Source organism: Arthrobacter sp. R3-55, from assembly GCF_054161505.1.
In genome coordinates this window covers 738,397-760,032 of the sequence record NZ_CP096423.1, presented here as the reverse complement: position 1 = coordinate 760,032, position 21,636 = coordinate 738,397, and the positions used below count along the sequence as shown (strand labels likewise).

Sequence of the window (21,636 nt, the reverse complement as noted above, 5' to 3'; positions counted from 1 at the left end):
GTCAGGACAGAAATCATGCTCAAACCACTCCGCGGAATCACCGTGATCGACCTCAGCCGGGCCCTCGCCGGCCCCTATTGCACCGCGCTCCTTGCCGATATGGGCGCCAGGATCATCAAAGTCGAGAGCGTCAACGGCGGCGATACTGCCCGTCAATGGCCCCCGTTCCAGGACGGTCACAGCCTCTACTTCGACTCCGTCAACCGCAACAAAGCCTCCGTATGCCTGGACTTCTACTCGGCCGAGGGACGCGAAATCCTGGCCGGCTTGATTGCCGACGCCGATGTCCTGGTAGAGAACTTCAAGCCCGGAACACTGGAGAAAATGGGCTTCACGGCATCCCGGCTTGAAGAGCTGAACCCCGGGCTCGTGGTGGGATCCGTTACCGGCTTCGGCAACACGGGCCCCCTCAAGGACGACGCCGGACTGGACCAGGTCATCCAGGGAATGTCCGGGCTGATGTCCGTCACGGGGCCAGGCCCTGGATCTGGACCCGGCTCGGCCTACCGGGTGGGCGTACCAATTGTGGACATCACGTCCGGCATGATCTGTGCGTTCGGGATCGTGTCAGCGCTGTTGGGGGCACGGAACGGCGAGCGCCCGGGCCGCGTGTCCACTTCCCTGCTGGAAACCGCCTTGAACCTTTCTGCCTTCCAAGGGCAAAAAGCGCTCAGCCTCGGCCAGGCAGCCACGCCGCAGAGCAACAACCACCCCGTCATCGCCCCGTATGGCATGTTCGCCACGGCCACGGAATCCATCAACATCGCTGTGGGCAGCGAGAAACAATGGCGGGCTTTCTGCGGCCTGCTGGGGATGCCCACCGCCGTGGAGGATCCCCGCTTCATCACCGGCGCGGACCGCTCGGCCAACAGGGACCAGCTGACGGAGCTCATCGAAACTGCCCTTTCCGCAAAACCCGCGGCCCAGTGGGTGGCACTGATCAGTGAGGCGGGGATCCCCTGCGGCCCTATCTACAACTACCTCCAGGCACTGGCCTCGGAGCAGGTTGCCGCCCTGGGACTCGTCCAGCACAGCAGGCGACGTGATGGCTCCGCACTCCCCCTGCTCCGCGGCCCGCTCAGCCTGGATGGCGAGGCCAGCGAAATCCTGGCTCCCCCGCCACTGCTTGGCGAGCACACCGCCCAAATACTGATGGAGCGTGGAATGACGCACGACGACGTCACCCGGCTTGAGCGCGAGGGCCGCCTCCTCTGCGCGTCGGCTTCCGCGCAGGTTCCGGAAACGATGGGAGCACAGCGATGACTGTGATGTCCCCTGCAACCAACACTGCCCGTCCCGAGGTTTCCCGCGCAGGCCGCATCTCCCTCTCGGTGGTTGATGGCGTGGCCACCGTAGAGATCAGCAACCTCTCCCAACGCAATGCCCTCACCCGGGCCATGTGCTTGGAGGTTCAGGAGCTGATGCCGCAACTGGACGCCGATCCTGATGTTGCCGTGGTGGTACTGCGAGGGGCGGGTAATACGTTCTGCGCAGGGGCGGCCATCAGCGAACTCGCGTCCGTGCTGATCGATCCTCAGGCGGACGGGACCACAGTGGATCACCTCAGCGCCGCCGATGCTGCCATCGCTGCAGTGTCCAAGCCCACGGTGGCCTTGCTGGAGGGTGCCTGCATGGGTGGTGGCTGGCAGATCGCCTCCGCCTGCGACTTCATCATCGCCAACGATCAGGCCGTCATCGGGCTCACCCCGGCCAAGATCGGCATCATCTACCCGCGCCCCGGTTTGGAACGGCTCGTCCGGCAGGTGGGTCATGCCAAGGCAAAGTACATCCTCCTCACCGGACAGACGTTCAGCGCAACTGAAGCCCGCGCGCTCGGCCTGGTGGCCGACGTCGTGCCTTCCGAGTCTTTTGAGGACAAGTGCGCAGCGCTGGTCAGTACGCTCCGGAGCCGTTCGCGGTTCTCCATGCTTGCCATGAAGCGGCTGGTGGACTTGACGGACGTTTCAGGTTCCGGCCTTGCCGTCATTGACCCGGAGTGGGCTGAAGCGTGGTCGGCGATGCCGGATAGCCCGGACATGGAAATCGGCATCAACGCCTTCTTGAACCGTGAGCAGCCGCGCTTCACGTGGGGGTCTGTGGCCTGACTCACGCCGCTTCCCGGCACAAGAGGGCGCCTCCCTTCGTTGGAAAGGAAACGAGGGGAGGCCTCATGCTCATTGTTCTGACTGGAATTGACGGTTCAGGAAAAACGACGGCGGCCCGCGCCTTGGTTGAATCGGCCCGAGCTGATGGGAAGAACGCCCTGCTGCTCGCCAACCACGCTGCCCGCCGGCGGCTATCCCTGTTGTCCGAGCGGCTTGGCTGGAAGCTGCCGCCACGCGTGGCCGATGTCATCGAGACCACCGTGCGGCTGTTCAACGTGCTGCTCAATCATGCGCGTGCCCACAGGTTCGACGGGCTGGTGGTGATGGACCGGCACCTGCATTGCCAACTCGCGCTGCGCCAGGCCAACGGGCTAGGCCGGGGGAAGCTGATCCCTTGGCTGCTTGGGAAACTCCCGGCACCGGATCTTGCGGTCCATTTCGACGTCGATCCCCGCCTTGCCCATCAACGCGTCACCGCACGCGGGACTGACAACGAGACACTTGCCGATCTGCAGGCCTTCCGTTCCGCGTACCGTTCGCTGCCCGAGTTCGATGACTTTGTGGTGGTGGACGCCGACGGGACGCCGGAGCAGGTGCTGTCCCGACTGAACCGGGTGGTCGCAGGGAGGGAAGCCATGAGCATTCCAAGGAACTAGGTTCCATGGAAACTAAATGCTAGGCTTCCCGCTATGAGCAAGGGCATCGAAACCGATTCGCTGTACCCCCTTTTCAGCGAGCTGACCCGATTGGAAACTGAGCTGTGGGACGGACTCGATAGCTTTCTGCGCAAAGAGCACGGCCTCCCGATGAGCAGATTTGAACCGATGGCTGTCATTGGCCGATTGGGGGCATGCCGGGTTTTGGACGTGGCCACGGCTCTTGCGATCTCGGTTGGAGGCACCAGCAAGCTCATTGACCGGATCGAAAAGTCCGGTTATTGCCGCCGGAGAAACAACCCGGATGATCGCAGGTCCTCCCTGATCGAGCTCACGCCCGAAGGGCGCACCATCCTGGAACGTGCCCGGAAGACGGTTGACGCCGAACTTGAACTTCGGCTCGCTCCGGCGCTGAGCCAGCAGGGCGCTGAGGAACTCATGGAACTGCTGAGACGTCTCCGACACGTCAGTCCGATGGCTGCAGCGCGGCGATCCAGCTGACCCGCTAAGTAAAGGAAGCAAGCAAATGACTGACGAACTTCGTGAACGCATGAACCGCTTTGTTGAATTCATCAATTCAGCCGACCAGCAGATTGGTGATGAGATCATTTCACCATCGGCCACGTTCCATGTGCCCTTCTTGCCGGAGCCGGTTCAGGGCCCAAGCGGCTACCTCCAAATCATCGGGATCATGCGGCAAGCTTTTCCCGACGTCCAGTGGTCACTGGAGGAGACCGTTATTGAAGGAAACACCGTGGCCGCGCGATTCACCCTCCGGGGCACCCACCACGGAGAATTCCTGGGCATAGCGGCAACCGGTAAAGCTATACAAGCGCAGGCAATGAACATCTATCGCTTTGTAGACGGTCAGATCAGTGAAGAACACGGGCTCCCGGACCTCTTTGGGCTCATGATGCAGATCCAGCCTGCCGAGGGGTAGGCTCGCTCCATGCCAATTACGGCGTTTTTTGGGGGGATTTCATGAGTGCCAAAACCAGACGCAGCCTGCTGGTCTTCGTGTTCGGATTCGGGACGTACGTTGCTTTTTTGTGGGCGTTGGGGCCACTGCCATCTTTGGCTTTGGGGTGTGTTGTGGCCGCCCTCGCGGTTTTCGTCGACCGCTGGATTCGGATGCGGCGCGGAACCCCTGTGCCCCAATCACCCGGTAACGCCTCCACTCAGGGTGAAGGGCGTCCTTGAGTCAGTCCGCTGAACACACGACGACGGACATCGCCTTAGCGGTCGCTGCTCGCCGGGATGCCAGTTCAGTGGCGTTGGCAGGAGCCGGGACGGAGTTCCTCTTCTATGAAGCCGCCGGTGGCTTGGTTCGTGAGGGCTACCGGATTCCCCGTTCGCGTGAATTCAACACCGTCAACAACAACGGGGTACCGGCCGGTTTGCTCCAGCGGCAGGAAATGGCCTTGGCACGCTGGGCAGCGGACAACGGAGTGCCCAGCGCCGCTGCCATAGATCTGATGATTCAGGACAGCATTCCCGTGCTGATCCTTGAAGTATTGGACGATGACGGCTCCGAGCTGGATTCCGCGGCACTCGGGTCCGTTGTCGCCTCGATGCACGGGCTGCCAGTCCCAGACTTTCCTTTGGTTGCCCAAGCAGGAAGGCCCTGGGATGACCGGATCGTTCACCGGCTGGAGGAACGCTACGCGCGCCTTCGGATCCGCCATTCGCTTCCCGTTCTTCCTCCCACAGCAACGTTGCAGGCAATACTCGATGCCGGCGGCCACGAGGTCTGCCTTATCCATATGGACCTTCGACGCCAAAACGTACGGGTCCAAAAGGGTCAGCTGCTTTCGATTTTCGACTGGAGCAACGCCCTCGCAGCACCTCCAGAACTGGAGATCGCACGGATCCAGGAGTACGCGGTCATCAAGGAAAACGGCATCGACTACCCGGCCTTCCTGAAGGGCTACTCCAAAGCCGGCGGGAGCATCGACGTCGGCGGCCCATGCTGGACCATCTTCGGTCTTGACGCTGCGGTGATGCTCGCAGGCGTCTTCGATTCGGTTGCCCCGGACCGTGAGCTCCGCGAGCATTTTCTGACCCGCGTCAGGACGCTGGCGGGTGACCTGTGAACCGGACATCAACCATGATTTCGGAGGCCGGGATCAGCCGCCGCTCTCAGAAAGTCATAGCAACTGTGGTGGGCCTGCTGTGCGTCTTCATCATCGTGACCGCAATTCCCAGTGGTGTCCTGTTGATCAGCGCTGGAATGGTGGCGATCATTGCCCTCCTGACAGTCTCAGTACTTCGCATCAGGGTGACCATTGAAGCCACAGCGCAGAACCTGACGGTCAGATGCCAGCCGTTCTATGCCAAGACGATCCCGCTGGAGGACATCGTCGATGCCTCTCCGGCGCCGTCCAGTTCCATGACCGAAGGCTTCGGCGTCCGGTACTTGGGCCAGCGAACGTGGGGACTGCTGGTCGGCGGTCCGGCCATGGTCATGGAGACCCCCACCCGCACCTGGTTGATTTCGACGCCTGACCCCGGGTCCACCGCCACGGCGGTCCTGGACCGCGCCGGCCAATCGCGGAACAGATGACTTCCAAACGGTATGGCAGTTTCGGCCAGCCCGCCTTTCAGTTCGGAAGGCTAGGCTAGGGCTTCACCATCCTTGGGGGGAATGAATGGCACGTGTCTGGCAGCTTTGCTGCGCAATGGTTATTCTCTTTGCTTTGTCCTCCTGCGCCGGTCCAAGCATCGAGGAAATGGGCCAACGGACCATCCTGGAACGCGCTGCAGAGGGTATGGAGTGGTTCACCCAATTCACCGCCAACGTAGATACATCCGACCGGGATCAGGTGCGCTCACGGTTGCAGGGAGTAAGTGCTCCATACTCGTTCGGCTGGGACACCGACGGTAACTTCTTCGCCGACCGGTACTACCGCGAACATCTCACCACCAGTGGTGGCTGGTGGGCGGAGCAGCGGACTGTCAACGCATGTGTCCGATACACGGCGAATGCCGGGGGTCCCGTCATGGCTTCGGTGGCCTGTCCGGACGAGCCCCCATTCACAGATCGGGTCGACGAACACGTCACCATTCCTTGAGCGGCTGCCCGGGTTAGTTCCTGTAAAGGTTCCCCACACGGCGCTTGAATGGCTCTTGGACCATCGGCTTACGGGCCGTTGACCAGCGCCTTCACGATGAAAACGAAACAGGTTTCGATAAGATTTTGGGGCCGGGTGTAATTACTCGTTCTTACCTGGCCGTCCGGTAACGGATCGGCTCACGGGCGTTCGACGAGCCAGCTGGGGGCTGATCGGCAGACTACCGTGTCACACTTCGCTGGCTTTTTGGACCGGCCCACCAGCAGGCTTCGGAGACGCTGAGTGGGATCAGCGCCCGGCACCCTCGAGGAAGCATGTTTGAATGGATCATCATGGAAGCCGCGAATTTTTCGCTTGGCTCTGAATCCGATCTGCAGCACGCGATGGAACAGAATCTAGCTGAGCATGCCAGTCACTTGCACCTTAACCGCCTCGGTGCCTCCGTTGTAAAAACAGCCGATCTCCTGATCGCCGATAGCGGCCTGGCCGACGACACCTTCAACATCGTCGCCGCAGCCCAATTCGCTCAGGACACAGCGCAAACCCGCACCGCGGAGACGGTCCGAACCCTGGCATCCACCGACCGCCCGTTCTCATGGTGGGTAGGCCCTGCCTCTACTCCGGGCAATCTTGGCGAATACCTTGAGAACGCCGGCCTCGAAGCGTCAGAGACAGAAAAAGGCATGTGGAAGGACCTGCACGGCGATCTGCCGGAGACGCGAGTAGAAGACCTGACAATCCGTCAGGTGACCACACCGGAACAGCTCGCCGATTACGCCGCGATCCTCGCTGCAAACTGGAGCCCGCCAGCAGCCACAGTCCAGCAATTCTTTGCCGAGGCGGCGGACTCTGCCCTCGCCACTGATTGTCCCGCTCGCTACCTGGTCGGATACATAAACGGTCGCCCCGTCTGTTCTGCCGAAGTGTTCTTGCATTCGAGCGTTGCTGGGATTTACAACATTGCCACGCTCGTCTCCGACCGCCGACGAGGCTATGGCGGAGCAATTACTGTGGCCGCACTCGAAACCGCGCGCGAGGCCGGATACGAAACCGCCGTATTGCAGGCCTCCGAGGACGGGGAACCCGTATACCGCCGTCTCGGGTTTAAAGCCTGTGGCCACTTCACGGAATACGCCATCAGTCCCTAACTCCGCCCTGCCACCTCACGTCCCCTCATCGGCACAAGAAACCCCTGTCCGTCACAGAGCCTATGGGATTGTCCGTGGAAGTGCGCGTGAAGGTTCGTTCTCGCTGGCCCTTCAACATCCTGAACTCTGGGCGAATCCGCTACCGCGACTGGCCCAGTTCAGTGCCAGCCACTCAATCCCTCGGCCGCATCAGCGGCGGGTTCAGCACCGCACGGGCCGGGTGGCCCGGCGTCGGGCGTGCTTCGGGGGCGAGCCTGAACAACGCAGCCGGCCGCCCGGCGTCGCCCGCTGTCATTCGCCCGGTGTCCTCGAGGAAGCCGGGCGTCCCGGTCGCTTTTCGGTGGAAATTCCGGGGGTCCAGGCGTGTCCCCCATACCGCCTCGTACACGGCCCGGAGCTGCGCGATCGTAAATTCTTCCCCGCAGAAGGCTGCACCCAACGGAGAGTATTCCAGTTTCGACTTGGCGCGTTCCAAGGCGTCGGCGAGGATCCGCGAATGGTCAAACGCCAGTTGGTACGTCCCGTCGAGGACCTCCCGCAGCGGGTACCAGGCAGCTTGCTCGGCGTCGCTGCCGGCTGACAACACCGGGAAGTCCGGCGCCAGCAGCAAGTGGGCGACGGTCAGGACGTCGCCTCGGGGGTCGCGGCCCTTGGGGCCGTAACTACCCAACTGCTCTAGGTGCCCGGGAAGATGCTCGACGCCAGTCTCCTCCGCCAGTTCCCGACCCGCCGCTTCCAGCAGGTCCTCGCCCGCCAGGACGAAGCCGCCGGGTAGAGCCAGCTTTCCCTTGAAGGGCTCGATGAGCCGGGTGATGAGCAGGACGTTCAGCTGGCTGTTACGGACAGTAAGGGCGACGACGTCCACGGTCACCGGGAAGCGCTCGGGGGCGGAATGGGATGCAGGCATGCATCAAGTGTATGAAGTTATCGTCATGTTGACAATAAAGGTTCTGCTCCTCTATCGTTTAGTTATCGTCAAAACGACGACAACCGGAGCGAAAGCGAGAACATCATGGCCACCATCAAGCGCTACCCCTGGATCAGCCACTTCCTTGGCAGCCCCACCGGCTACGTCGTCCACCTGCAAAAGGGCGCCGTCAAACACCAGGGAGTGGGCCAAGCCTTCTTCTTCCGCCCCGCGAACTCCGTGTTGAGCGAGATTCCCGTGGACGACCAGGAACTCCCCACCCTGTTCCACGCCATCACCCGCGACCACCAGGACGTCAGCGTGCAGGCCAACGTGACGTACCGCTTCATCGATCCCGTGGCTGTCTCCACCCGCCTGGACTTCGGCCTGCAGACCGCGGGCAAGGCGCCGGCCACCGGACGCGAGCAGGTCTCCACGATCATCGGCCAACTGTGCCAGAGCCACGCGATCGACCAGATCGCCACCACCACTCTGGCCGAGGCACTCGAACGCGGAGTCAGCCAGCTCCGGATTGTCCTCACCGAGGCGCTGCGGGCAGATGCCCGGTTGCAGTCCACCGGCATCGAAATCCTCGGCGTGCAGGTGTTGGCTGTTCGGCCCGAAGCCGACGTCGAACGCGCCCTCCAGACGCCGGTGCGCGAACAGCTCCAAGCCGAAGCGGACCGGGCTGTGTACGAGAGGCGGGCAGTCGCCGTCGAGCGTGAACGCACTATTTCCGAGAACGAGATGGCGAGCCAGATTGAATTGGCCGTGAGGCGTGAAAACCTGGTGGCCCAAGAGGGTGCGAACGCACGCCGGGCGGCAGAAGAGAAGGCCGCCGCAGGCTTGATCGAGGCCCAGGGCTCCGCTGAACGACAGGGCATTGGCGCAGCGGCCGAGGCAAACCAGATTCGCCTCGTTGGTGAAGCGGCCGCTGCCCGCGAGGCCGCCACCATGGAGGTGTACCGCACTATGGATCAGGCCACACTGTTGGCACTGGCCTTGAAGGACGCGGCCGGCAGCCTGCCGAACATCGGGAACCTGACCATCACTCCGGACCTGCTCAGCGGAGCACTTGCCGGGCTGTTCAAGGAACCCACCGCTACCGTTGAAGCCACCAAGTAAGGACCCATCATGGCCACCCCGCGCATCGTCATTGTCCACCGGCGGACCGAACTCCAGGAACTCCTGGACCGGCACGCCACCCGCGGCCAGGCCGAGTTCTTCCTCCGCACCCGCGGCCGCAGCATCCAGGACGTGCAGGACCGGCACGATCACCTCACCGCAGCCCTGGCAACCATCCGCGCTGCCGTGCCGTCCGATTGGCGTCAGGCGGAAGTGGAACGCGCAGACCTCAGCCGGTTCCTGCTCGCGGCCGAGGACATCATCGCCGTAGTGGGGCAGGACGGGCTGGTGGCGAACGTCGCCAAATACCTGAACGGCCAGCCGGTCATCGGCATCGACCCGGAGCCCGGCGCCAACCCCGGCGTCCTGGTCCGCCACACTCCGGCAGCGGCGGCAGCGCTGCTGGCCACTGCCGACGTCGGACGGCTGCGCTGCCAGGATCTCACCACCGTGACAGCAACGCTCGACGACGGGCAGGAGCTTTCGGCTCTCAACGAAGTTTTCGTCGGTCACGCCTCGCACCAGTCGGCAAAGTACACCGTGACGGCGCCCAGTTTTACCCAGCCCGGCGGGCAAACCGAGCGGCAGTCGTCGTCGGGCCTGATCGTCTCCACAGGCACCGGTGCCACCGGCTGGTGTGCTTCGATCGCCCTGGAACGCGGCGGACGGGCACTGCCGGCACCCACCGATCCTCGGCTTGCCTGGTTCGTCCGCGAAGCGTGGCCCTCACCCATCACGGGTGCCTCACTGACGGAAGGTGTCCTGGAAGCCGGCGAAGTACTGCGGATTACCGTGGCGTCGGATCAGCTGGTGGTCTTCGGCGATGGCATGGAGGATGACCGGCTAACGGCGTCTTGGGGGCAGGAGATCACGGTGCAACTGGGGCAGAGGCCGCTGCGGTTGGTTGTGTGAACTCCAATTAGTCCACTCGGTGTAGTCTTGGCGGTTGGCCCTCCTCCTGGAGGCTGGGCACTCCATGTCAGACTCAAACGAGGAGCCTCATGAGCCAGCCCGAGCAAACTGGGCAGCACTTCGTGCCGTCCAGGAAACCACCCAGTACTCCCGGCCGTGACGCTCTACGCGGGTGGCTGATCGGGCTCTTCGCCGGCGTTCTTGGCCTGGCCCCTTGGTGGATCACCGGGGCCACCCTGCCGCTACAAAATTTGTGGGCTACGCAGGTCATGCCAGCGCAGATGCCATCAGCCCTGCTGCCCCTGAGCCAGTACGAGGCGACCACTATCCTGGCGCTTCTCACAGTTGGTGGGGCTGTTGCCGGGCTGGCAGTTCGCATCTGGTCGCCCGTTCGCCGTCGACTCGTTACCTGGTGCGCCGCATCCGGCGTCCTCGTGGTGCACTTCACCGCCACCATCCAGTCGTTCACGGTACTCAAAGATGGGCTATTGCCCGGAAGCCTGTCCGGGCTTTACTTCGGAGGTCTTCTGGCCGGCGTTATCGGTTGCGTACTTGCAGCGCTGGTCGCGTTATTGCTGATCGCTTCACCTTCAACTGTCAAGGCGACCATTGGATTCGGACTCATGGCCGTACCAGTCACCTCATGGGCCGTGGTGTGGGTGGTGAACGTTGTGGGATTCCTGAACGTACCAACCGCTGTCCCAACCGTTGCCCGCTGGGTACCGGCCGTTTTGGTCGGTTGCGCGCTGGCTTGGTGCGGACTCCGGCACGCTCGTCGCGTGGTGGCTTGGGTGCTCAACCTTGTCTTCCTGTGGCTGCTTCCTGCACTCTTCACCGCGGTCCAATCCGTCCTTGGCACACGTGTACCGGCTGGAGATGTCTCTGAGATGCTCGCGATGGGACGCGATGTCTTCGGCCAGGCCCTCGGTCCAGACGGAGCGGCACTCCCGACTCTTTTGCTGGCCTTGGGCATTGGTCTTGTAGGTGTCGGGGTTCAGGCTGTCGCTGCTCGGCGTTCCCCGGCTGCCCGCTAGTTCTGGCGGGCGGTGCGGACCATCCGGATGTCCTTGACGCCGTCTTCGACCTTCTCCGCCCCGTCGGCAACAAACCCGTTCTTCCGGTAGAAGGCCTGGGCTCGTGGATTGGGGTCAGCCACCCACAGCACAGCAGAAGCGGCAGGGTTGATGACTTCGTTGAGAAGGGCAGCTCCTACACCTGATCCGTGGGACGAGGCGTAGGCGTAAAGGACAAACAACTCCTGCGGCTCTTCTGGAAGATCAGAAGAAGGACCTGACATGGCAATGCCGATCAATCTGTCGTCCTGCAAAGCCACGGCAACGTTGTTCTTTTCATAGCGAGGATCAGTCAGCGCTGCGGTCCAGAATTTCTCGCGCCATTCCAGGAGCCCGGGATCGTCCAGCTCAGAATCGCTCATCAATCCCCGGTACGTTTCGCGCCAGGTATCCACATGCACTTTTGCCATGCCGGTCGCATCCGCAGGATCAGCACGACGCACCTCAAAGTTGATTGCCATGGCTCCACGGTACCCACTCAAGGGTTCGGTACCACCACCACCTGAACGTCGTCCTCGTAGAGAATGCGTCCAGGGGCTGATGAACGAAGTTCTTCCCATTTCACGTCGTGACGATCCAACAGGTCCAAATAACCTGGGATCCTTGTCAGCAGATGAGCAGCGCTGGTCTTGAACCACGCTTGGGCGTGAGGGTTGATGGTGCGGTCATACACCCTGGGATCTATGAGGTTGGGATCAGGGTAGGCGGCGTCGTACCAAGCATTGGCGGTCTGCCACCATTGGTGATCCTCTTCGCTTAGCCTCCCGTCCTTCGCCAGCCCGTTTGCCAAGCCAAATATGCCGACGAAGATCCCCCGCGCATTCACGTGTGCCGACTGGTACCTGACGAATTCGGGAACGGTTTCCAGCGTCACTCCTTCGTTCGGTCAAGTGAGCGAAGCTTGAAAATGATGATTCCGAGGTACTTGTTCATCCATGCCAGCTTGTGGGGATGGCGATTGCCTGCATCTTCAGATAATTGCGGCTCAACGGTGGTCTCTATCCAGAAACCCGCAGCGCTAAAGATATTGAGCAAATCAGAGATCGTGTAAGCCCGCTTTGTCAGTGCAATGTGTTCGTTCCATCCGCTGCGATAGGAGAACGTACTACCGGAGAAGTACTCCTCACCTAAGGAGGTGGTGTTTTTCTCGGCTCGCTCCAACGCATATCGGATGGGCTGCGTTCTAGTCAACAGAATGTAGCCGTCATCCTTCAAAAGCGATTTGGCCTCTCGGAGTGTACGAACCGGATCGGGCGTGTATCCGAACGACTGAAGAAACAGAATGCGGTCGAACTCGCGTCGCCCGAGTTCAGGAATCGCTTCCAAGTCGGACAGGTCGCCCTTGATGAGTTCCAGGCCCGGGGGTCTATCAGCGATGAAGTTCCCGCTGATGTCGACACCAATCGAAGCAACGGCTCCGTCGTGAACCAATTCAACGAGCTTTCCCCCATTGCCGCAGCCAAGATCCAGCACTGAGCGCCCTGAAACGTCACCCAGAATTTCGCGCTGAGCAGGCCACTCCACCAGTCGGTCAAGCGAGTCCTCGCGAGCCCGGGCCTTTTCGTAGTCCGGCGCGAGATCAACCCACGGCTTTCCGGCCTCACGCAGCCGGTGTTGCATGTCTTGGTCGTCTGGCCTCGTCACCTTAGGAACAATACCTTCCTGATTGCCCTGTACCGTGGCCACAAGTAGTGATTCCAGCCAGAGAGGATTCCGTGGAGCCAAATATTGTGGAGATCATCAACCGCGTCTTGCAGGATGTGAATTCCTCCGGGCTTACGGAGCCACGCGTTGAAGCAGTCGATTGGGATGAGGACCCGCAGGCAATCTCGGCGATGATTTACAGCACCAGGGATTCCACCGGACAGGGCGTGTCGGTGAGGGCACACATCCCCGGAGCGGACCAGCTGGCATCAGTGGCAGACCAGATCCAGGAATGGGTGATCGAAGAAAACGGCCCCACCAACAGCAACTGGCCACAGTGTCCTTGGCATCCGAACAATCATCCCTTGGCCGCTCAAGCGGTGGGCGATCACGGCGTTTGGGCTTGCCCCGTGCTGCTCACGCCAGTAGCTGTCATCGGCGAGCTCCCTGCCAAGTAAGCGCACGAATAAACGCACCCCAGCATCCCCGCACAGTAACGCCCTTACTCCCAATCCACCCCGGATTTCAACCGTTGTCCCCTTGCAGACCCCCGGGGTAGGGTGACCGAACCGTCCACCCACATCACCGTCTGGAAGAACTCTGGGAGGAACCATGACACATGTGAGACGTCAGCTGGCTGCCGTAACGGCAGCCCTGGCACTAACCGCGACGAGCGGGGCAATGGCCAGTCCGGCCTTCGCCGATCCCCGTACAACCGACAAGAACGCTACGGCCACCGGCTACGGGGGTGCCGTGAGTACCGTAGATCCCGAGGCTTCCGCGGCGGCCATCGAGGTACTGAAGAAGGGCGGCAACGCAGCTGATGCCGCGGTTGCAGCGGCAGCTACCCTTGGCGTCACCGAACCGTACAGCGCCGGCATTGGAGGCGGCGGCTACTTCGTGTTCTATGACGCGAAAACCAAGCAGGTGGGCACTATCGACGGCCGCGAAACCGCTCCGGCCAGCATGAAGCCCGATGCCTTTATTGACCCTGCCACCCAGAAGCCATACAAGTTCACTCCCGATCTGGTCACCAGCGGCGTCTCCGTCGGCGTGCCCGGCACGCCCGCCACGTGGGAGCGGGCCCTGGAACGTTGGGGGACGTTGAGCCTGGGCGACGCGTTGAAACCCGCCATCAAAGTGGCAAATCGTGGCTTCGTTGTAGATGAGACGTTCCGCCAGCAGACCCTGGACAATAAGGTCCGCTTCGATGCGTTCACTCCTACCCGTGACCTGTTCCTCCCCGGTGGTGACGCTCCCGCCGTCGGAAGTGTCTTCCAGAACCATGACCTCGCCGCGACCTACCGCCTGCTCGCCAAGGAGGGCACCGACGCCTTCTACGGTGGCCCGCTCGCGGAGGAGATCGCCAAGACCGTGCAGGCTCCGCCGAAGACTGCCGAAACCACGCTTCCCGTCCCTGTCGGCACCATGACCACGCAGGACCTTGCCAACTACAAGGCCCTGGACCAGGACGCCACCAAAGTGGGGTACCGGGGTTACGACGTTTACGGCATGGCTCCTTCCAGCAGCGGCGGCACCACGGTGGGCGAAGCGCTGAACATCCTGGAGAACTACGACCTCAAAGGCATGAAGCCCATTGATGCCCTGCACCACTACTTCGAGGCCAGCTCGCTCTCCTTCGCTGACCGCGGCGCCTACGTCGGCGATCCTGCCTTCGTGAATGTTCCCACCAGTACGTTGCTGGACGACGTCTTCGCCAAGGAACGCTCCTGCGAAATCGATCCGACGGCGGCCGCTCCCAAGCCGGTAGCCCCCGGCAATATAGAGACGTACGACGGCGCGTGCCCGGCTGCCGTGGCGCCCCTCGCCAATGAGACGGATACAGAAAACATCTCCACGACGAACCTGACGGTCGCCGACAAGTGGGGCAACGTGGTGGAGTACACGCTGACGATCGAGCAGACCGGTGGTTCGGGGATTGTTGTACCGGGCCGCGGCTTCCTGCTGAACAACGAGCTCACTGATTTCAGCACGGTCTACGATCCGAAGGATCCCAACCGGATCGAGCCGAACAAGCGTCCGCGTTCCTCGATGTCCCCCACCATCATCCTCAAAGACCAGAAGCCGTTCCTGGCCTTGGGCTCCCCCGGCGGGTCGACCATCATCACCACGGTGTTGCAGACCATCCTGAACCGGGTCGACCTGGGGATGACAGTCTCCGAGGCCCTCACTGCACCGCGGGCCGCACCACGGAATGGTGCCACCGTCAGCTCGGAACCGGCCTTCATCGAGGCTTATGGTCCTGCGCTTGAGTCCTTGGGCCATGACTTGGTTCCGGCCGGGGACGCATTCACATCGGCTGCCGAGATCGGGGCTGCGACAGCCATCGAGTTCGGTAAGGACGGACAGATGACAGCTGCCGCCGAACCCACCAGACGCGGTGGCGGTTCTGCCATAGTGGTCCAACCCGTCAAACCCGGTAGGTAGCCGCTACGTCAGAAGCCAGGTGACGGGCCGGGAACGGTCTCTTGCATAGCCCGCCTCGGAGGCGTCCCACTTGGGTCGCCTACGAGGCGGGCTTCGTCCTGCCCGGTCAAGATGGCCGGTTGTTCCTGATCTCGCGACTGTATTTCCACACCATCACCAGCGAAGCGGCCCCGATGATGATTCCGGAGATCATGGACCACGGCGATTGGCCCGGGCTGGAGAGGAGGATTGAAAGGGCGTAGGCAGCGAGCACCAAGGCCAGCAGCAGCCATATCAAGGGTTTGCGATTCATTCTTGTATTCCTTAAAGAAGAAGGGTTTGAAAGTCAGGCGAGGTCGCGCTTCAGGAAAATGACGAAGGCTACTGCTAAGACCACTAAAAGCCAGCTTGTAGCCCCGGCGAAAGAGCCCCAAGCCGGTATGTTGACAGCCGCTTGGGTTGCCCAGTCGGCTGCCAGGATGGGAAAGAAGCGGGAGTCGGGCCCCAGCACCATCTCGGGAAGCAGCAAAGTAAGGGGGACCGCGAACAGGCTCACCAGATGATTGCGGATGAGCGACCCCGCGGCGAACCCCCAAATAGATCCCATGCCGGCAATCCCCGCAAAGGCCGGGCAAGCCGGCAAACCCAACTGCCACGCTTCATCCAGTAGTTTCCCTGCCAGGAAAAAGAACAGGCCAATGACCGCGCCGCTGATCAGCGCTGCCAGTACTGTAGCGGCTGCCCGGCCAAGGAACGCAGGCCCTCGTTGGAACAGTAAGACCCGCCGGCTGAAGCTTCCATTGCGGTAATCGGCAGTGAAGGCAAAAGAGCCCACCACTGCAGACCCCGTCAATGTCAGCGTCAGGCCCGCTTCCGTCAGTGGTCCACCGAGGCTCGCCAGGGGTGGCCCGGCTTCCAGGGCAGCTGCAAGAACCATCAAGGAAATGAACCCCAGCACCAGTGCGGCCCCCACCGCCGAGCCCTTCCACAACCACGGCCGTCGCAGCTCTGAGAGGAAGGCGGAACCCATGTCAGAGCTCCTTCCGTCGGAGGGACCACACTGCGCCCAGGCCAGCAACGGCCAGCCATCCAAGGGACACGAAGAAGGCCGGAACTGGTTCAAGCAAGCCCTCAAAAGGCACGGAAGCTATTCCCGCCAAAGCGCCGGACGGAAGCCAGCGGGCCATGTCCGGAGCATTCGCCAACAGAGGCAGTTCGACGGCGAGTGGAATCACCAAGGTGAGGATCGTCGTCGCGTAGTAGTGCTGAAAGATCCACCCCAACGAGCAACCCCAGACGGCGGCTATTGCTGAGGCCACCAGCACCCCCGGCAACAGTCCCAGCGAATCCGGGGCCAGGAGTTGCGGCGCAACGTCAGGCGGCAGCGAGAACGCGACCGTCCCGCCCCACACCGCCAGTCCCGTGATGACGGTGCCGACTCCCACCATCACCGCAGCCGCGTATTTGCTCGTCACCACGTTGGCCATGCCGGCCGCCACCACGGTGCGGCGAAGCGTCCCGTAATACGCTTCGCGGGTCACCAAGTAACTCCCGGCAAATGTCGCCACCGGTGCAATGCTTGCCGCCAAGGACCAGAAGATCCGGATGTTCTCGGAAGCCGTCAAAGCACCCGAGCTGTCCGGCCATCCCAGGAAGTTGGCCACGAACCATGGCACCAACGCGCTGAAAGCCACTATTCCCAGGATGGAGTATCCGCTGACGTACCTGAGAAGCTCGGATCGGATCCCGCTGGTCCAACCGGCCCAGGCTCCGCTGCTCATTGGGCACCGGCCAGAATCTTGAAGTACGCCGCTTCAAGGCTGCCACCGCCAAGCATTTTGGCTTCCCCGAGGGTCCCGCGGAACAGGACCCTCTGTTTGAGGATGACAACCTGGTCCGCCACTTGTTCCAGTTCCATCAGTTGGTGGCTGGAAACCAACGCACTTCCACCGGCAGCGGCGAACTCCCGCAGGAAACGCCGCAGCCACTGAATGCCCTCCGGATCCAATCCGTTGGCGGGCTCGTCCAGAACAAGCAAACGGGGATCACCTACCAACGCGGAGCCGATGCCCAAGCGTTGCTTCATGCCGAGCGAGTAGTCCCGGACCTTCTTGTTGGCCTCGCCCGCCAGACCCACTTGCTCCAGCACGCGCTCAACACTTTCCCTGCCCACTCCCGCAGCGAGTTGGCAGATTTGCAGATGCCGCCGGCCCGTCAGCCCTGGCTCCACGTCCATCCCGTCCAGGTTCACGCCAACCCTGCCGGCGGGCCGTCGGAGGGATCGGTAGTCGACCCCGAACACCGTTGCGTTGCCGGATGTCGCCTCCAGCAAACCTGTAAGACCCGCGAGCGCGGTACTTTTCCCTGCTCCGTTGGGACCGATCAGACCCACCACGCGGCCGGCTGGGACATCAAACGTCAGATCCTCTACGGCAAAACGCGATCCCCTTTTCTTGCTGAAATGTTCAAAACTTGCGTGAATCGTCACGGCTGACCTTTCGTGGAGTCTGAGGGCGCCCCGGTTTGCCCTGGCCACAAGGGCGAGGTAGTGATGGAAGCCCAGAGCCATTCCCCCAGGCTTGTCTCACGTTGGCTCGCTACTTCGGCCCGCCCGGCGGTCGCGAGGTTGGTCCCCGAGACCAGCTCACTGGAGAAGGTCAGTACCGGCACTGGGTCACCGGGGAAGGCGACCGGGACCAAAGTGTCCAAGGGTGCCATGGAGTTCGACGGCGGCTGCTCGCCAATGATGGCCCGGCCCAGGGTTTCGTGGATGATCATCCCCTGCGATTGCAACGTGACTTGGTCCCCGGGTGTCAGAACCCCCGAAGGCCCTTGGACCGGCATCACAATCTTCAACTGGCCGTCCTGATAGGTGTAACCCGCTACGGTCACCGCTTTGACGGGGATGATGACCAGCAGCACCCCGATTGTCAGCAACCCGAGCATCACCACCAGGATCCGACGCCAGAGCGGGCTCCCGTTGGCTGCCGCAACCCGAAAGAACCGGACCACTCCTTTGAGCGCCACCACAATCAGCAGACAGAGGACCGCAAGGACCACAAGATGGCCTGCATAACCCAGCTGAAGGAAGACCGGCATCAGGCGCTGGTACCCGACCACCATGAAAGCAATACCGGCAACAAAGCTGGCGAGGCCAAACCATGGAAGGTATCGGCCCCGTGCTGGCATGCGGTGGGATCCGAGGATCCCGTAGCCGGCCACCTCAGACAACGCCTCCAGCGATTTCTTCCGGAGGTGTGGAATGTCCACGGCAGACATCAGGGCAACGTAGCCGTCCAGCTTGATAAAGGGAAACAGGTTGAGCACGGCCACGGCATAGCAAATGACGCCATAAAGGACTGCGGCGTCCTTCACTGCTGACTCGGGAAGAAACGCCTGGCCAGCCAACACGACGCTACCCAGGGTGACGTGCACCAAGGGTCCCGCGAGCGCCACCAGGACGCGTTGCTTCCTGGAACTCAGCCGCCACCCGTCAGTCACGTCGCAGAAGAAAGCCGGTGAAAGATAGAACAGCATGATGCCTACGCGGCGTGGTGTCCCGCCGAAGTATGTGAGCGCCATGCCGTGGCCTAACTCGTGCAGGAGCGTGGAGACGAACATCGCCGCCACCACATATAGATAAGCCTCCATCGGCAAGGGCGTGGAGAGGACGCGCCACATACTGGGGCCCGCCATGAATGCGCCCACCAGCCCGCCAAGAAGGAGGAGCAGTGCCACCGCAGCCATCCCCGGTCTTGCCATGGCCGCCACCATCGGCCGGCAGAACTGCAGCAACGGCCCAGGGTTAAACAAGGTGAACTGCACTGTCAGGGGCGGCCTGAACTGGACGCGCCGCATCGCAACCGGCACCGCACCGCCGTCGAATATTCCTGTGGGTGCCAACTGGCGGACGATGCCCGTGACGTCCTGTGCTGTCCACGGAGACCCCAGGGAAAGCGCCACTTGGGCCGGATTCTTCCTCCCGTCCACCGCCCTGAGGACGGTCGCGACGTCGGCGGAAACCCGCGCTTTCGGCACACCATTGATCGCCACAATCCACGGCCCGGCGGCCGCCAGCGGTGCATCGATGGACCCCGATGGTGCGAGCTGTACGGGCCACTCGACCGCCCGTTCGGCGGGCACTTTGAGCCGGTTCATATCAGCGGGTGCGGGGTGGAGAAGTGACCGGGCAGGAACAGTCCTTTGGTCTCGTCCATGGTGAGTGGCACCGCGCCGGGGCATACCGCTTTGCCGGCCACCCATCCCATGTCCTGGACTGCCGCGGGAAGCCTGTGGCTGAGGCTCACCCAGTGGGTTTGGATGTCCCTGCGTGCGAGGTATTCAACCAGATCCCCAACCTCAGGAGTGGGTTGGATGCCCGGAAGTTCGGTTGGCTGGAATGACCGGGTCCACCGGAGCAACCCGTCAATCACTGCAGGCGTGGTCCAGAAATCGGCACGGGAATCGTCATCCGTCACTGCCGCGGGAGTCCGGGAAGGCGTACGGGATTGGAAGAGCTCCCGGATTTGGAGTCCTTCCTGGAGTGCTCCCCGCAAAGCGGACACAGCATGGGCGGACGCTTTGAGCCCCACCGCAGCAAAATGGCCTTCGACGGCGATCACGCACACCGCGGTGACCAGCGGGCTTCCCTCTTGGGGGACAAAAGACAGCAACGGTTCGACGCCGGCCGTCCGCGCCGCGTCGAGGAGCAGGAGGAAGTTCCGGGCTTCAGGCGTAGTTCGCACAGCGTCGGGCATCCTCGCCGCATCGAAGCTAAGGAGCGGCGTCCGCTGGTGCCATGCCGCGAGGAACGCGTCCCGTTCCAGCACTTCCCCGACGCCTGCAATCTGTGCAAAGGCCTCCGAGGGCCCGGACGCTGCACCGTTGGGAGACGGATCGAAGAAGCCGTCCCACGGATTCGCCTCCGCTTGGCCGGGGCAATAGTCCACCACCGGAGCGGGAACCTGCGAGGCCTTTCCGGTCAGAAGGTTGGTGGCCCGATACCAGGGAAATTCGTAGGCGAGCGCCGACGGCCGCCCCATTCCCGGGGTGATGAAGTCGATCCGTTCATCAACACTGCCGGTAGGAGCAACAAGATACTCCGCGTCCCCGGGCGCCGGCGCCAACGCGAACCTCTCCACAGCTTCTCCCGCACCCCGGGTGATGGAGTCGCGTTTCCTGACGTCAAAGGCCCCGACGGCGGAGGCGAACCCAGGGTGCGACGCCCGCCCGTGCGCCAGCACACCAGCAGTCCGCCACAGTCCAACCTCGTTGGGGACGTACACCGCGGATTCCGAGACCAAGCCCATGGATGGATCCAGGGTCCGCACGGGATCGATGCTCATGCGCCACACACCCACAGCTCAATGTCATCCAGCCCAGGGGTCCGCGTAGCGATGCGAACCTGCCTGCGTTCCAGGATGGTGAGCCCCTCCGAGGTGATCTCCTCCTCAATAAGGCTGTTGCTGACAAAGGCGATATCGCTGGCATACGCGGAGGAACGGTAGGTGCCGCCCTCACCAAAGGTCACGTGGATCATGGTGACGTGGCGGGCACCGTTGGCGGGGTCCCGGCTTTCCGTGGTGATCAGGAAGGAGTCGCTGCCCAACGGCGAAACTGTGGTTCCGCCGTCGTTGTTTTCTGACACGTGGTGGCTGTCCGCGTTCAGGACGGTCAGCAGGAAGCGCCCCTCCGGCGCAAGGCATTCCCGGACCCTGCGGAACAGTGCGCGGCGGCCGGCCGGGTCCAGGAGGGTGATGGAACTGGCGCCGAGAACCACGCAACCGTACCCGCCGTCGAGCTCGAAGCCGGACATGTCGGCCTCCACCATGTCTACTGAGACGCCGCGCGGATTGAACGCCTGGGTGTCCACCTTGGTCTTGAGCAGGGCGAGCATTTCCCGGGAAGAATCGACGGCGGTCAGCGGACGTCCCAGGGTCAGGAGGGGCCGGGTGATCCGGCCGGATCCGGCAGCCAACTCAAGAATGGGTCCCACCGTTTTGCGGGCTGCGGTCAGGATCTCGGGCAGTTCCGTGAGGTCGTTGGCGGTGACGAGGTCGTAGAGGCGGGAGCCTGACACGCTGTAGAGATCCTCTGGAGGATTCATGTGGCCCAGGATCTGTAGGACGGCGTCGGCGGTCTTGTCTTTTGCGGTGTTCATCAACTCGTGTTCTCCGGGAGGTTGAGAGTGGTGGGATGCACGCGGGTGGGGACGGAACATGGCACCACCCGCGTGCACCGGCTATGTGGCGGCGATTCCGACGACGATGCCGGCGATGATGATGACGTCACCAACCCGGATGTACCACGGTGTATCGTCCGGGGTGTCGAGGTTTTCGAGCTCTTCGATGGACAGCTGAAGCGGCGCGTTTGCGATCATTGGTTCCTCCTTTCTTGTTGTTATGTGGATGGTTGGGACGGGTCTTACGTGATGCTGACGGCGATGATGCCTATTGCGACTCCCTGGGAGACCCCGATGAACCAGTTCTGGAAGTCAGGGGTGTCCAGCGATTCGATCTCCTGGATGGAGATGTTGAGCTGTTTTTGCATGCGCGTTCACCTCCCCTCG

The 21,636-nt window shown here is 62.4% G+C and carries 27 protein-coding genes; 14 read left to right on the top strand and 13 right to left on the bottom strand.

Translation table 11 applies throughout. The features are described 5' to 3' along the window. Nucleotides 1-15: 15 nt before the first annotated feature. From M1D51_RS03710 to M1D51_RS03670, 9 genes are all read left to right on the top strand, one after another. A complete protein-coding gene (locus M1D51_RS03710) occupies nt 16-1,263 on the top strand; it encodes a CaiB/BaiF CoA transferase family protein (protein ID WP_458108580.1) in 1,248 nt (415 codons plus the stop codon). Continuing rightward, nucleotides 1,260-2,105: an enoyl-CoA hydratase/isomerase family protein gene (locus tag M1D51_RS03705; protein ID WP_458108579.1), complete on the top strand. Its 846-nt coding sequence runs from the start codon at nt 1,260-1,262 to the stop codon at nt 2,103-2,105. Before M1D51_RS03710 ends, M1D51_RS03705 begins: the two co-directional genes overlap by 4 nt. Before the next feature lie 65 nt (nt 2,106-2,170). Then, nucleotides 2,171-2,761, top strand: coding sequence for a dTMP kinase (locus M1D51_RS03700; protein ID WP_458108578.1), 591 nt, complete (start codon nt 2,171-2,173; stop codon nt 2,759-2,761). Between the two features lie 33 nt (nt 2,762-2,794). Further along, nucleotides 2,795-3,262, top strand: coding sequence for a MarR family winged helix-turn-helix transcriptional regulator (locus M1D51_RS03695; RefSeq protein WP_458108577.1), 468 nt, complete (start codon nt 2,795-2,797; stop codon nt 3,260-3,262). 25 nt (nt 3,263-3,287) lie between these two features. Further along, nucleotides 3,288-3,701: an ester cyclase gene (locus tag M1D51_RS03690; protein WP_458108576.1), complete on the top strand. Its 414-nt coding sequence runs from the start codon at nt 3,288-3,290 to the stop codon at nt 3,699-3,701. A 256-nt stretch (nt 3,702-3,957) separates the two neighbouring features. Next, complete coding sequence (locus tag M1D51_RS03685) at nt 3,958-4,854, top strand: phosphotransferase family protein (protein WP_458108575.1); 897 nt, start codon at nt 3,958-3,960, stop codon at nt 4,852-4,854. Beyond that, the gene (locus M1D51_RS03680; protein WP_458108574.1) at nt 4,851-5,324 is read left to right on the top strand and encodes a hypothetical protein; all 474 of its coding nucleotides are present in this window, start codon (nt 4,851-4,853) and stop codon (nt 5,322-5,324) included. Before M1D51_RS03685 ends, M1D51_RS03680 begins: the two co-directional genes overlap by 4 nt. A gap of 115 nt (nt 5,325-5,439) precedes the next feature. Beyond that, entirely contained in the window at nt 5,440-5,832 is a 393-nt protein-coding gene (locus M1D51_RS03675) for a hypothetical protein (RefSeq protein ID WP_458108573.1), read from the top strand. A 314-nt stretch (nt 5,833-6,146) separates the two neighbouring features. After that, the gene (locus M1D51_RS03670; protein WP_458108572.1) at nt 6,147-6,980 is read left to right on the top strand and encodes a GNAT family N-acetyltransferase; all 834 of its coding nucleotides are present in this window, start codon (nt 6,147-6,149) and stop codon (nt 6,978-6,980) included. A gap of 172 nt (nt 6,981-7,152) precedes the next feature. Here the strand turns inward: M1D51_RS03670 and M1D51_RS03665 are convergent, their stop codons facing one another. Continuing rightward, on the bottom strand, nt 7,153-7,887 hold the full coding sequence (locus tag M1D51_RS03665; protein WP_458108571.1) for an NUDIX hydrolase: 735 nt from the start codon (nt 7,885-7,887) through the stop codon (nt 7,153-7,155). A 105-nt stretch (nt 7,888-7,992) separates the two neighbouring features. On the opposite strand from M1D51_RS03665, the gene M1D51_RS03660 reads away from it, so the two are divergent. The 3 genes from M1D51_RS03660 to M1D51_RS03650 all read left to right on the top strand — a co-directional run bounded on the left by M1D51_RS03660 (nt 7,993) and on the right by M1D51_RS03650 (nt 10,958). Next, nucleotides 7,993-9,012 carry an SPFH domain-containing protein gene (locus tag M1D51_RS03660; protein ID WP_458108570.1) on the top strand — a complete coding sequence of 340 codons (1,020 nt, stop codon included), beginning with the start codon at nt 7,993-7,995 and terminating at the stop codon, nt 9,010-9,012. Between the two features lie 9 nt (nt 9,013-9,021). Next, nucleotides 9,022-9,924 (top strand): hypothetical protein, encoded by a 903-nt coding sequence (locus tag M1D51_RS03655; protein WP_458108569.1) that lies wholly within the window; start codon nt 9,022-9,024, stop codon nt 9,922-9,924. An 89-nt stretch (nt 9,925-10,013) separates the two neighbouring features. Continuing rightward, a complete protein-coding gene (locus M1D51_RS03650; protein WP_458108568.1) occupies nt 10,014-10,958 on the top strand; it encodes a hypothetical protein in 945 nt (314 codons plus the stop codon). On the opposite strand, the gene M1D51_RS03645 is transcribed toward M1D51_RS03650, so the two are convergent. The 3 genes from M1D51_RS03645 to M1D51_RS03635 are packed head-to-tail and all read right to left on the bottom strand — an operon-like array spanning nt 10,955 to nt 12,683. After that, nucleotides 10,955-11,458 carry an N-acetyltransferase family protein gene (locus M1D51_RS03645; protein WP_458108567.1) on the bottom strand — a complete coding sequence of 168 codons (504 nt, stop codon included), beginning with the start codon at nt 11,456-11,458 and terminating at the stop codon, nt 10,955-10,957. The genes M1D51_RS03650 and M1D51_RS03645 overlap by 4 nt on opposite strands. Before the next feature lie 17 nt (nt 11,459-11,475). Further along, a complete protein-coding gene (locus M1D51_RS03640) occupies nt 11,476-11,871 on the bottom strand; it encodes a hypothetical protein (protein WP_458108566.1) in 396 nt (131 codons plus the stop codon). Continuing rightward, nucleotides 11,868-12,683 carry a class I SAM-dependent methyltransferase gene (locus tag M1D51_RS03635; RefSeq protein ID WP_458108565.1) on the bottom strand — a complete coding sequence of 272 codons (816 nt, stop codon included), beginning with the start codon at nt 12,681-12,683 and terminating at the stop codon, nt 11,868-11,870. The genes M1D51_RS03640 and M1D51_RS03635 overlap by 4 nt, the downstream gene beginning before the upstream one ends. Before the next feature lie 29 nt (nt 12,684-12,712). Here M1D51_RS03635 and M1D51_RS03630 point away from each other — a divergent pair, with 29 nt between their 5' ends. After that, on the top strand, nt 12,713-13,099 hold the full coding sequence (locus M1D51_RS03630) for a hypothetical protein (protein WP_458108564.1): 387 nt from the start codon (nt 12,713-12,715) through the stop codon (nt 13,097-13,099). Between the two features lie 154 nt (nt 13,100-13,253). Next, the gene (gene ggt, locus M1D51_RS03625) at nt 13,254-15,089 is read left to right on the top strand and encodes a gamma-glutamyltransferase (protein ID WP_458108563.1); all 1,836 of its coding nucleotides are present in this window, start codon (nt 13,254-13,256) and stop codon (nt 15,087-15,089) included. A 106-nt stretch (nt 15,090-15,195) separates the two neighbouring features. Here ggt and M1D51_RS03620 read toward each other — a convergent pair whose 3' ends face one another. The 9 genes from M1D51_RS03620 to M1D51_RS03580 form a co-directional block, all read right to left on the bottom strand. Beyond that, a complete protein-coding gene (locus M1D51_RS03620) occupies nt 15,196-15,381 on the bottom strand; it encodes a hypothetical protein (protein ID WP_172322372.1) in 186 nt (61 codons plus the stop codon). A gap of 33 nt (nt 15,382-15,414) precedes the next feature. Next, nucleotides 15,415-16,098, bottom strand: coding sequence for a hypothetical protein (locus M1D51_RS03615; protein ID WP_458108562.1), 684 nt, complete (start codon nt 16,096-16,098; stop codon nt 15,415-15,417). Nucleotide 16,099: 1 nt separating this feature from the next. Further along, a complete protein-coding gene (locus M1D51_RS03610; protein WP_458108561.1) occupies nt 16,100-16,849 on the bottom strand; it encodes a hypothetical protein in 750 nt (249 codons plus the stop codon). Then, nucleotides 16,846-17,556 carry an ABC transporter ATP-binding protein gene (locus tag M1D51_RS03605; RefSeq protein ID WP_458108560.1) on the bottom strand — a complete coding sequence of 237 codons (711 nt, stop codon included), beginning with the start codon at nt 17,554-17,556 and terminating at the stop codon, nt 16,846-16,848. Before M1D51_RS03605 ends, M1D51_RS03610 begins: the two co-directional genes overlap by 4 nt. Then, a complete protein-coding gene (gene mpaP, locus M1D51_RS03600; RefSeq protein WP_458108559.1) occupies nt 17,553-19,211 on the bottom strand; it encodes a daptide biosynthesis intramembrane metalloprotease in 1,659 nt (552 codons plus the stop codon). The genes M1D51_RS03605 and mpaP overlap by 4 nt, the downstream gene beginning before the upstream one ends. Nucleotides 19,212-19,222: 11 nt before the next feature. Further along, nucleotides 19,223-20,413: a YcaO-like family protein gene (locus tag M1D51_RS03595; protein WP_458108558.1), complete on the bottom strand. Its 1,191-nt coding sequence runs from the start codon at nt 20,411-20,413 to the stop codon at nt 19,223-19,225. Next, nucleotides 20,410-21,228 (bottom strand): daptide-type RiPP biosynthesis methyltransferase, encoded by an 819-nt coding sequence (gene mpaM / locus M1D51_RS03590; RefSeq protein WP_458108557.1) that lies wholly within the window; start codon nt 21,226-21,228, stop codon nt 20,410-20,412. Before mpaM ends, M1D51_RS03595 begins: the two co-directional genes overlap by 4 nt. Before the next feature lie 81 nt (nt 21,229-21,309). Next, nucleotides 21,310-21,447: a daptide-type RiPP gene (locus tag M1D51_RS03585; protein ID WP_155854089.1), complete on the bottom strand. Its 138-nt coding sequence runs from the start codon at nt 21,445-21,447 to the stop codon at nt 21,310-21,312. Between the two features lie 44 nt (nt 21,448-21,491). Then, entirely contained in the window at nt 21,492-21,617 is a 126-nt protein-coding gene (locus M1D51_RS03580; RefSeq protein WP_256378406.1) for a daptide-type RiPP, read from the bottom strand. Between the last annotated feature and the right edge of the window lie 19 nt (nt 21,618-21,636).

Excerpts from the sequence above, each read along its gene's own strand:
- M1D51_RS03710 (WP_458108580.1), top strand. The coding sequence starts at position 16 with ATGCTCAAACCACTCCGCGGAATCACCGTGATCGACCTCAGCCGGGCC.
- M1D51_RS03705 (WP_458108579.1), top strand. The coding sequence starts at position 1,260 with ATGACTGTGATGTCCCCTGCAACCAACACTGCCCGTCCCGAGGTTTCC.
- M1D51_RS03700 (WP_458108578.1), top strand. The coding sequence starts at position 2,171 with ATGCTCATTGTTCTGACTGGAATTGACGGTTCAGGAAAAACGACGGCG.
- M1D51_RS03695 (WP_458108577.1), top strand. The coding sequence starts at position 2,795 with ATGAGCAAGGGCATCGAAACCGATTCGCTGTACCCCCTTTTCAGCGAG.
- M1D51_RS03690 (WP_458108576.1), top strand. The coding sequence starts at position 3,288 with ATGACTGACGAACTTCGTGAACGCATGAACCGCTTTGTTGAATTCATC.
- M1D51_RS03675 (WP_458108573.1), top strand. The coding sequence starts at position 5,440 with ATGGTTATTCTCTTTGCTTTGTCCTCCTGCGCCGGTCCAAGCATCGAG.
- M1D51_RS03670 (WP_458108572.1), top strand. The coding sequence starts at position 6,147 with ATGTTTGAATGGATCATCATGGAAGCCGCGAATTTTTCGCTTGGCTCT.
- M1D51_RS03665 (WP_458108571.1), bottom strand. The coding sequence starts at position 7,887 with ATGCCTGCATCCCATTCCGCCCCCGAGCGCTTCCCGGTGACCGTGGAC.
- M1D51_RS03660 (WP_458108570.1), top strand. The coding sequence starts at position 7,993 with ATGGCCACCATCAAGCGCTACCCCTGGATCAGCCACTTCCTTGGCAGC.
- M1D51_RS03655 (WP_458108569.1), top strand. The coding sequence starts at position 9,022 with ATGGCCACCCCGCGCATCGTCATTGTCCACCGGCGGACCGAACTCCAG.
- M1D51_RS03650 (WP_458108568.1), top strand. The coding sequence starts at position 10,014 with ATGAGCCAGCCCGAGCAAACTGGGCAGCACTTCGTGCCGTCCAGGAAA.
- M1D51_RS03645 (WP_458108567.1), bottom strand. The coding sequence starts at position 11,458 with ATGGCAATCAACTTTGAGGTGCGTCGTGCTGATCCTGCGGATGCGACC.
- ggt (WP_458108563.1), top strand. The coding sequence starts at position 13,254 with ATGACACATGTGAGACGTCAGCTGGCTGCCGTAACGGCAGCCCTGGCA.
- M1D51_RS03620 (WP_172322372.1), bottom strand. The coding sequence starts at position 15,381 with ATGAATCGCAAACCCTTGATATGGCTGCTGCTGGCCTTGGTGCTCGCT.
- M1D51_RS03615 (WP_458108562.1), bottom strand. The coding sequence starts at position 16,098 with ATGGGTTCCGCCTTCCTCTCAGAGCTGCGACGGCCGTGGTTGTGGAAG.
- M1D51_RS03610 (WP_458108561.1), bottom strand. The coding sequence starts at position 16,849 with ATGAGCAGCGGAGCCTGGGCCGGTTGGACCAGCGGGATCCGATCCGAG.
- M1D51_RS03595 (WP_458108558.1), bottom strand. The coding sequence starts at position 20,413 with ATGAGCATCGATCCCGTGCGGACCCTGGATCCATCCATGGGCTTGGTC.
- mpaM (WP_458108557.1), bottom strand. The coding sequence starts at position 21,228 with ATGAACACCGCAAAAGACAAGACCGCCGACGCCGTCCTACAGATCCTG.
- M1D51_RS03585 (WP_155854089.1), bottom strand. The coding sequence starts at position 21,447 with ATGATCGCAAACGCGCCGCTTCAGCTGTCCATCGAAGAGCTCGAAAAC.
- M1D51_RS03580 (WP_256378406.1), bottom strand. The coding sequence starts at position 21,617 with ATGCAAAAACAGCTCAACATCTCCATCCAGGAGATCGAATCGCTGGAC.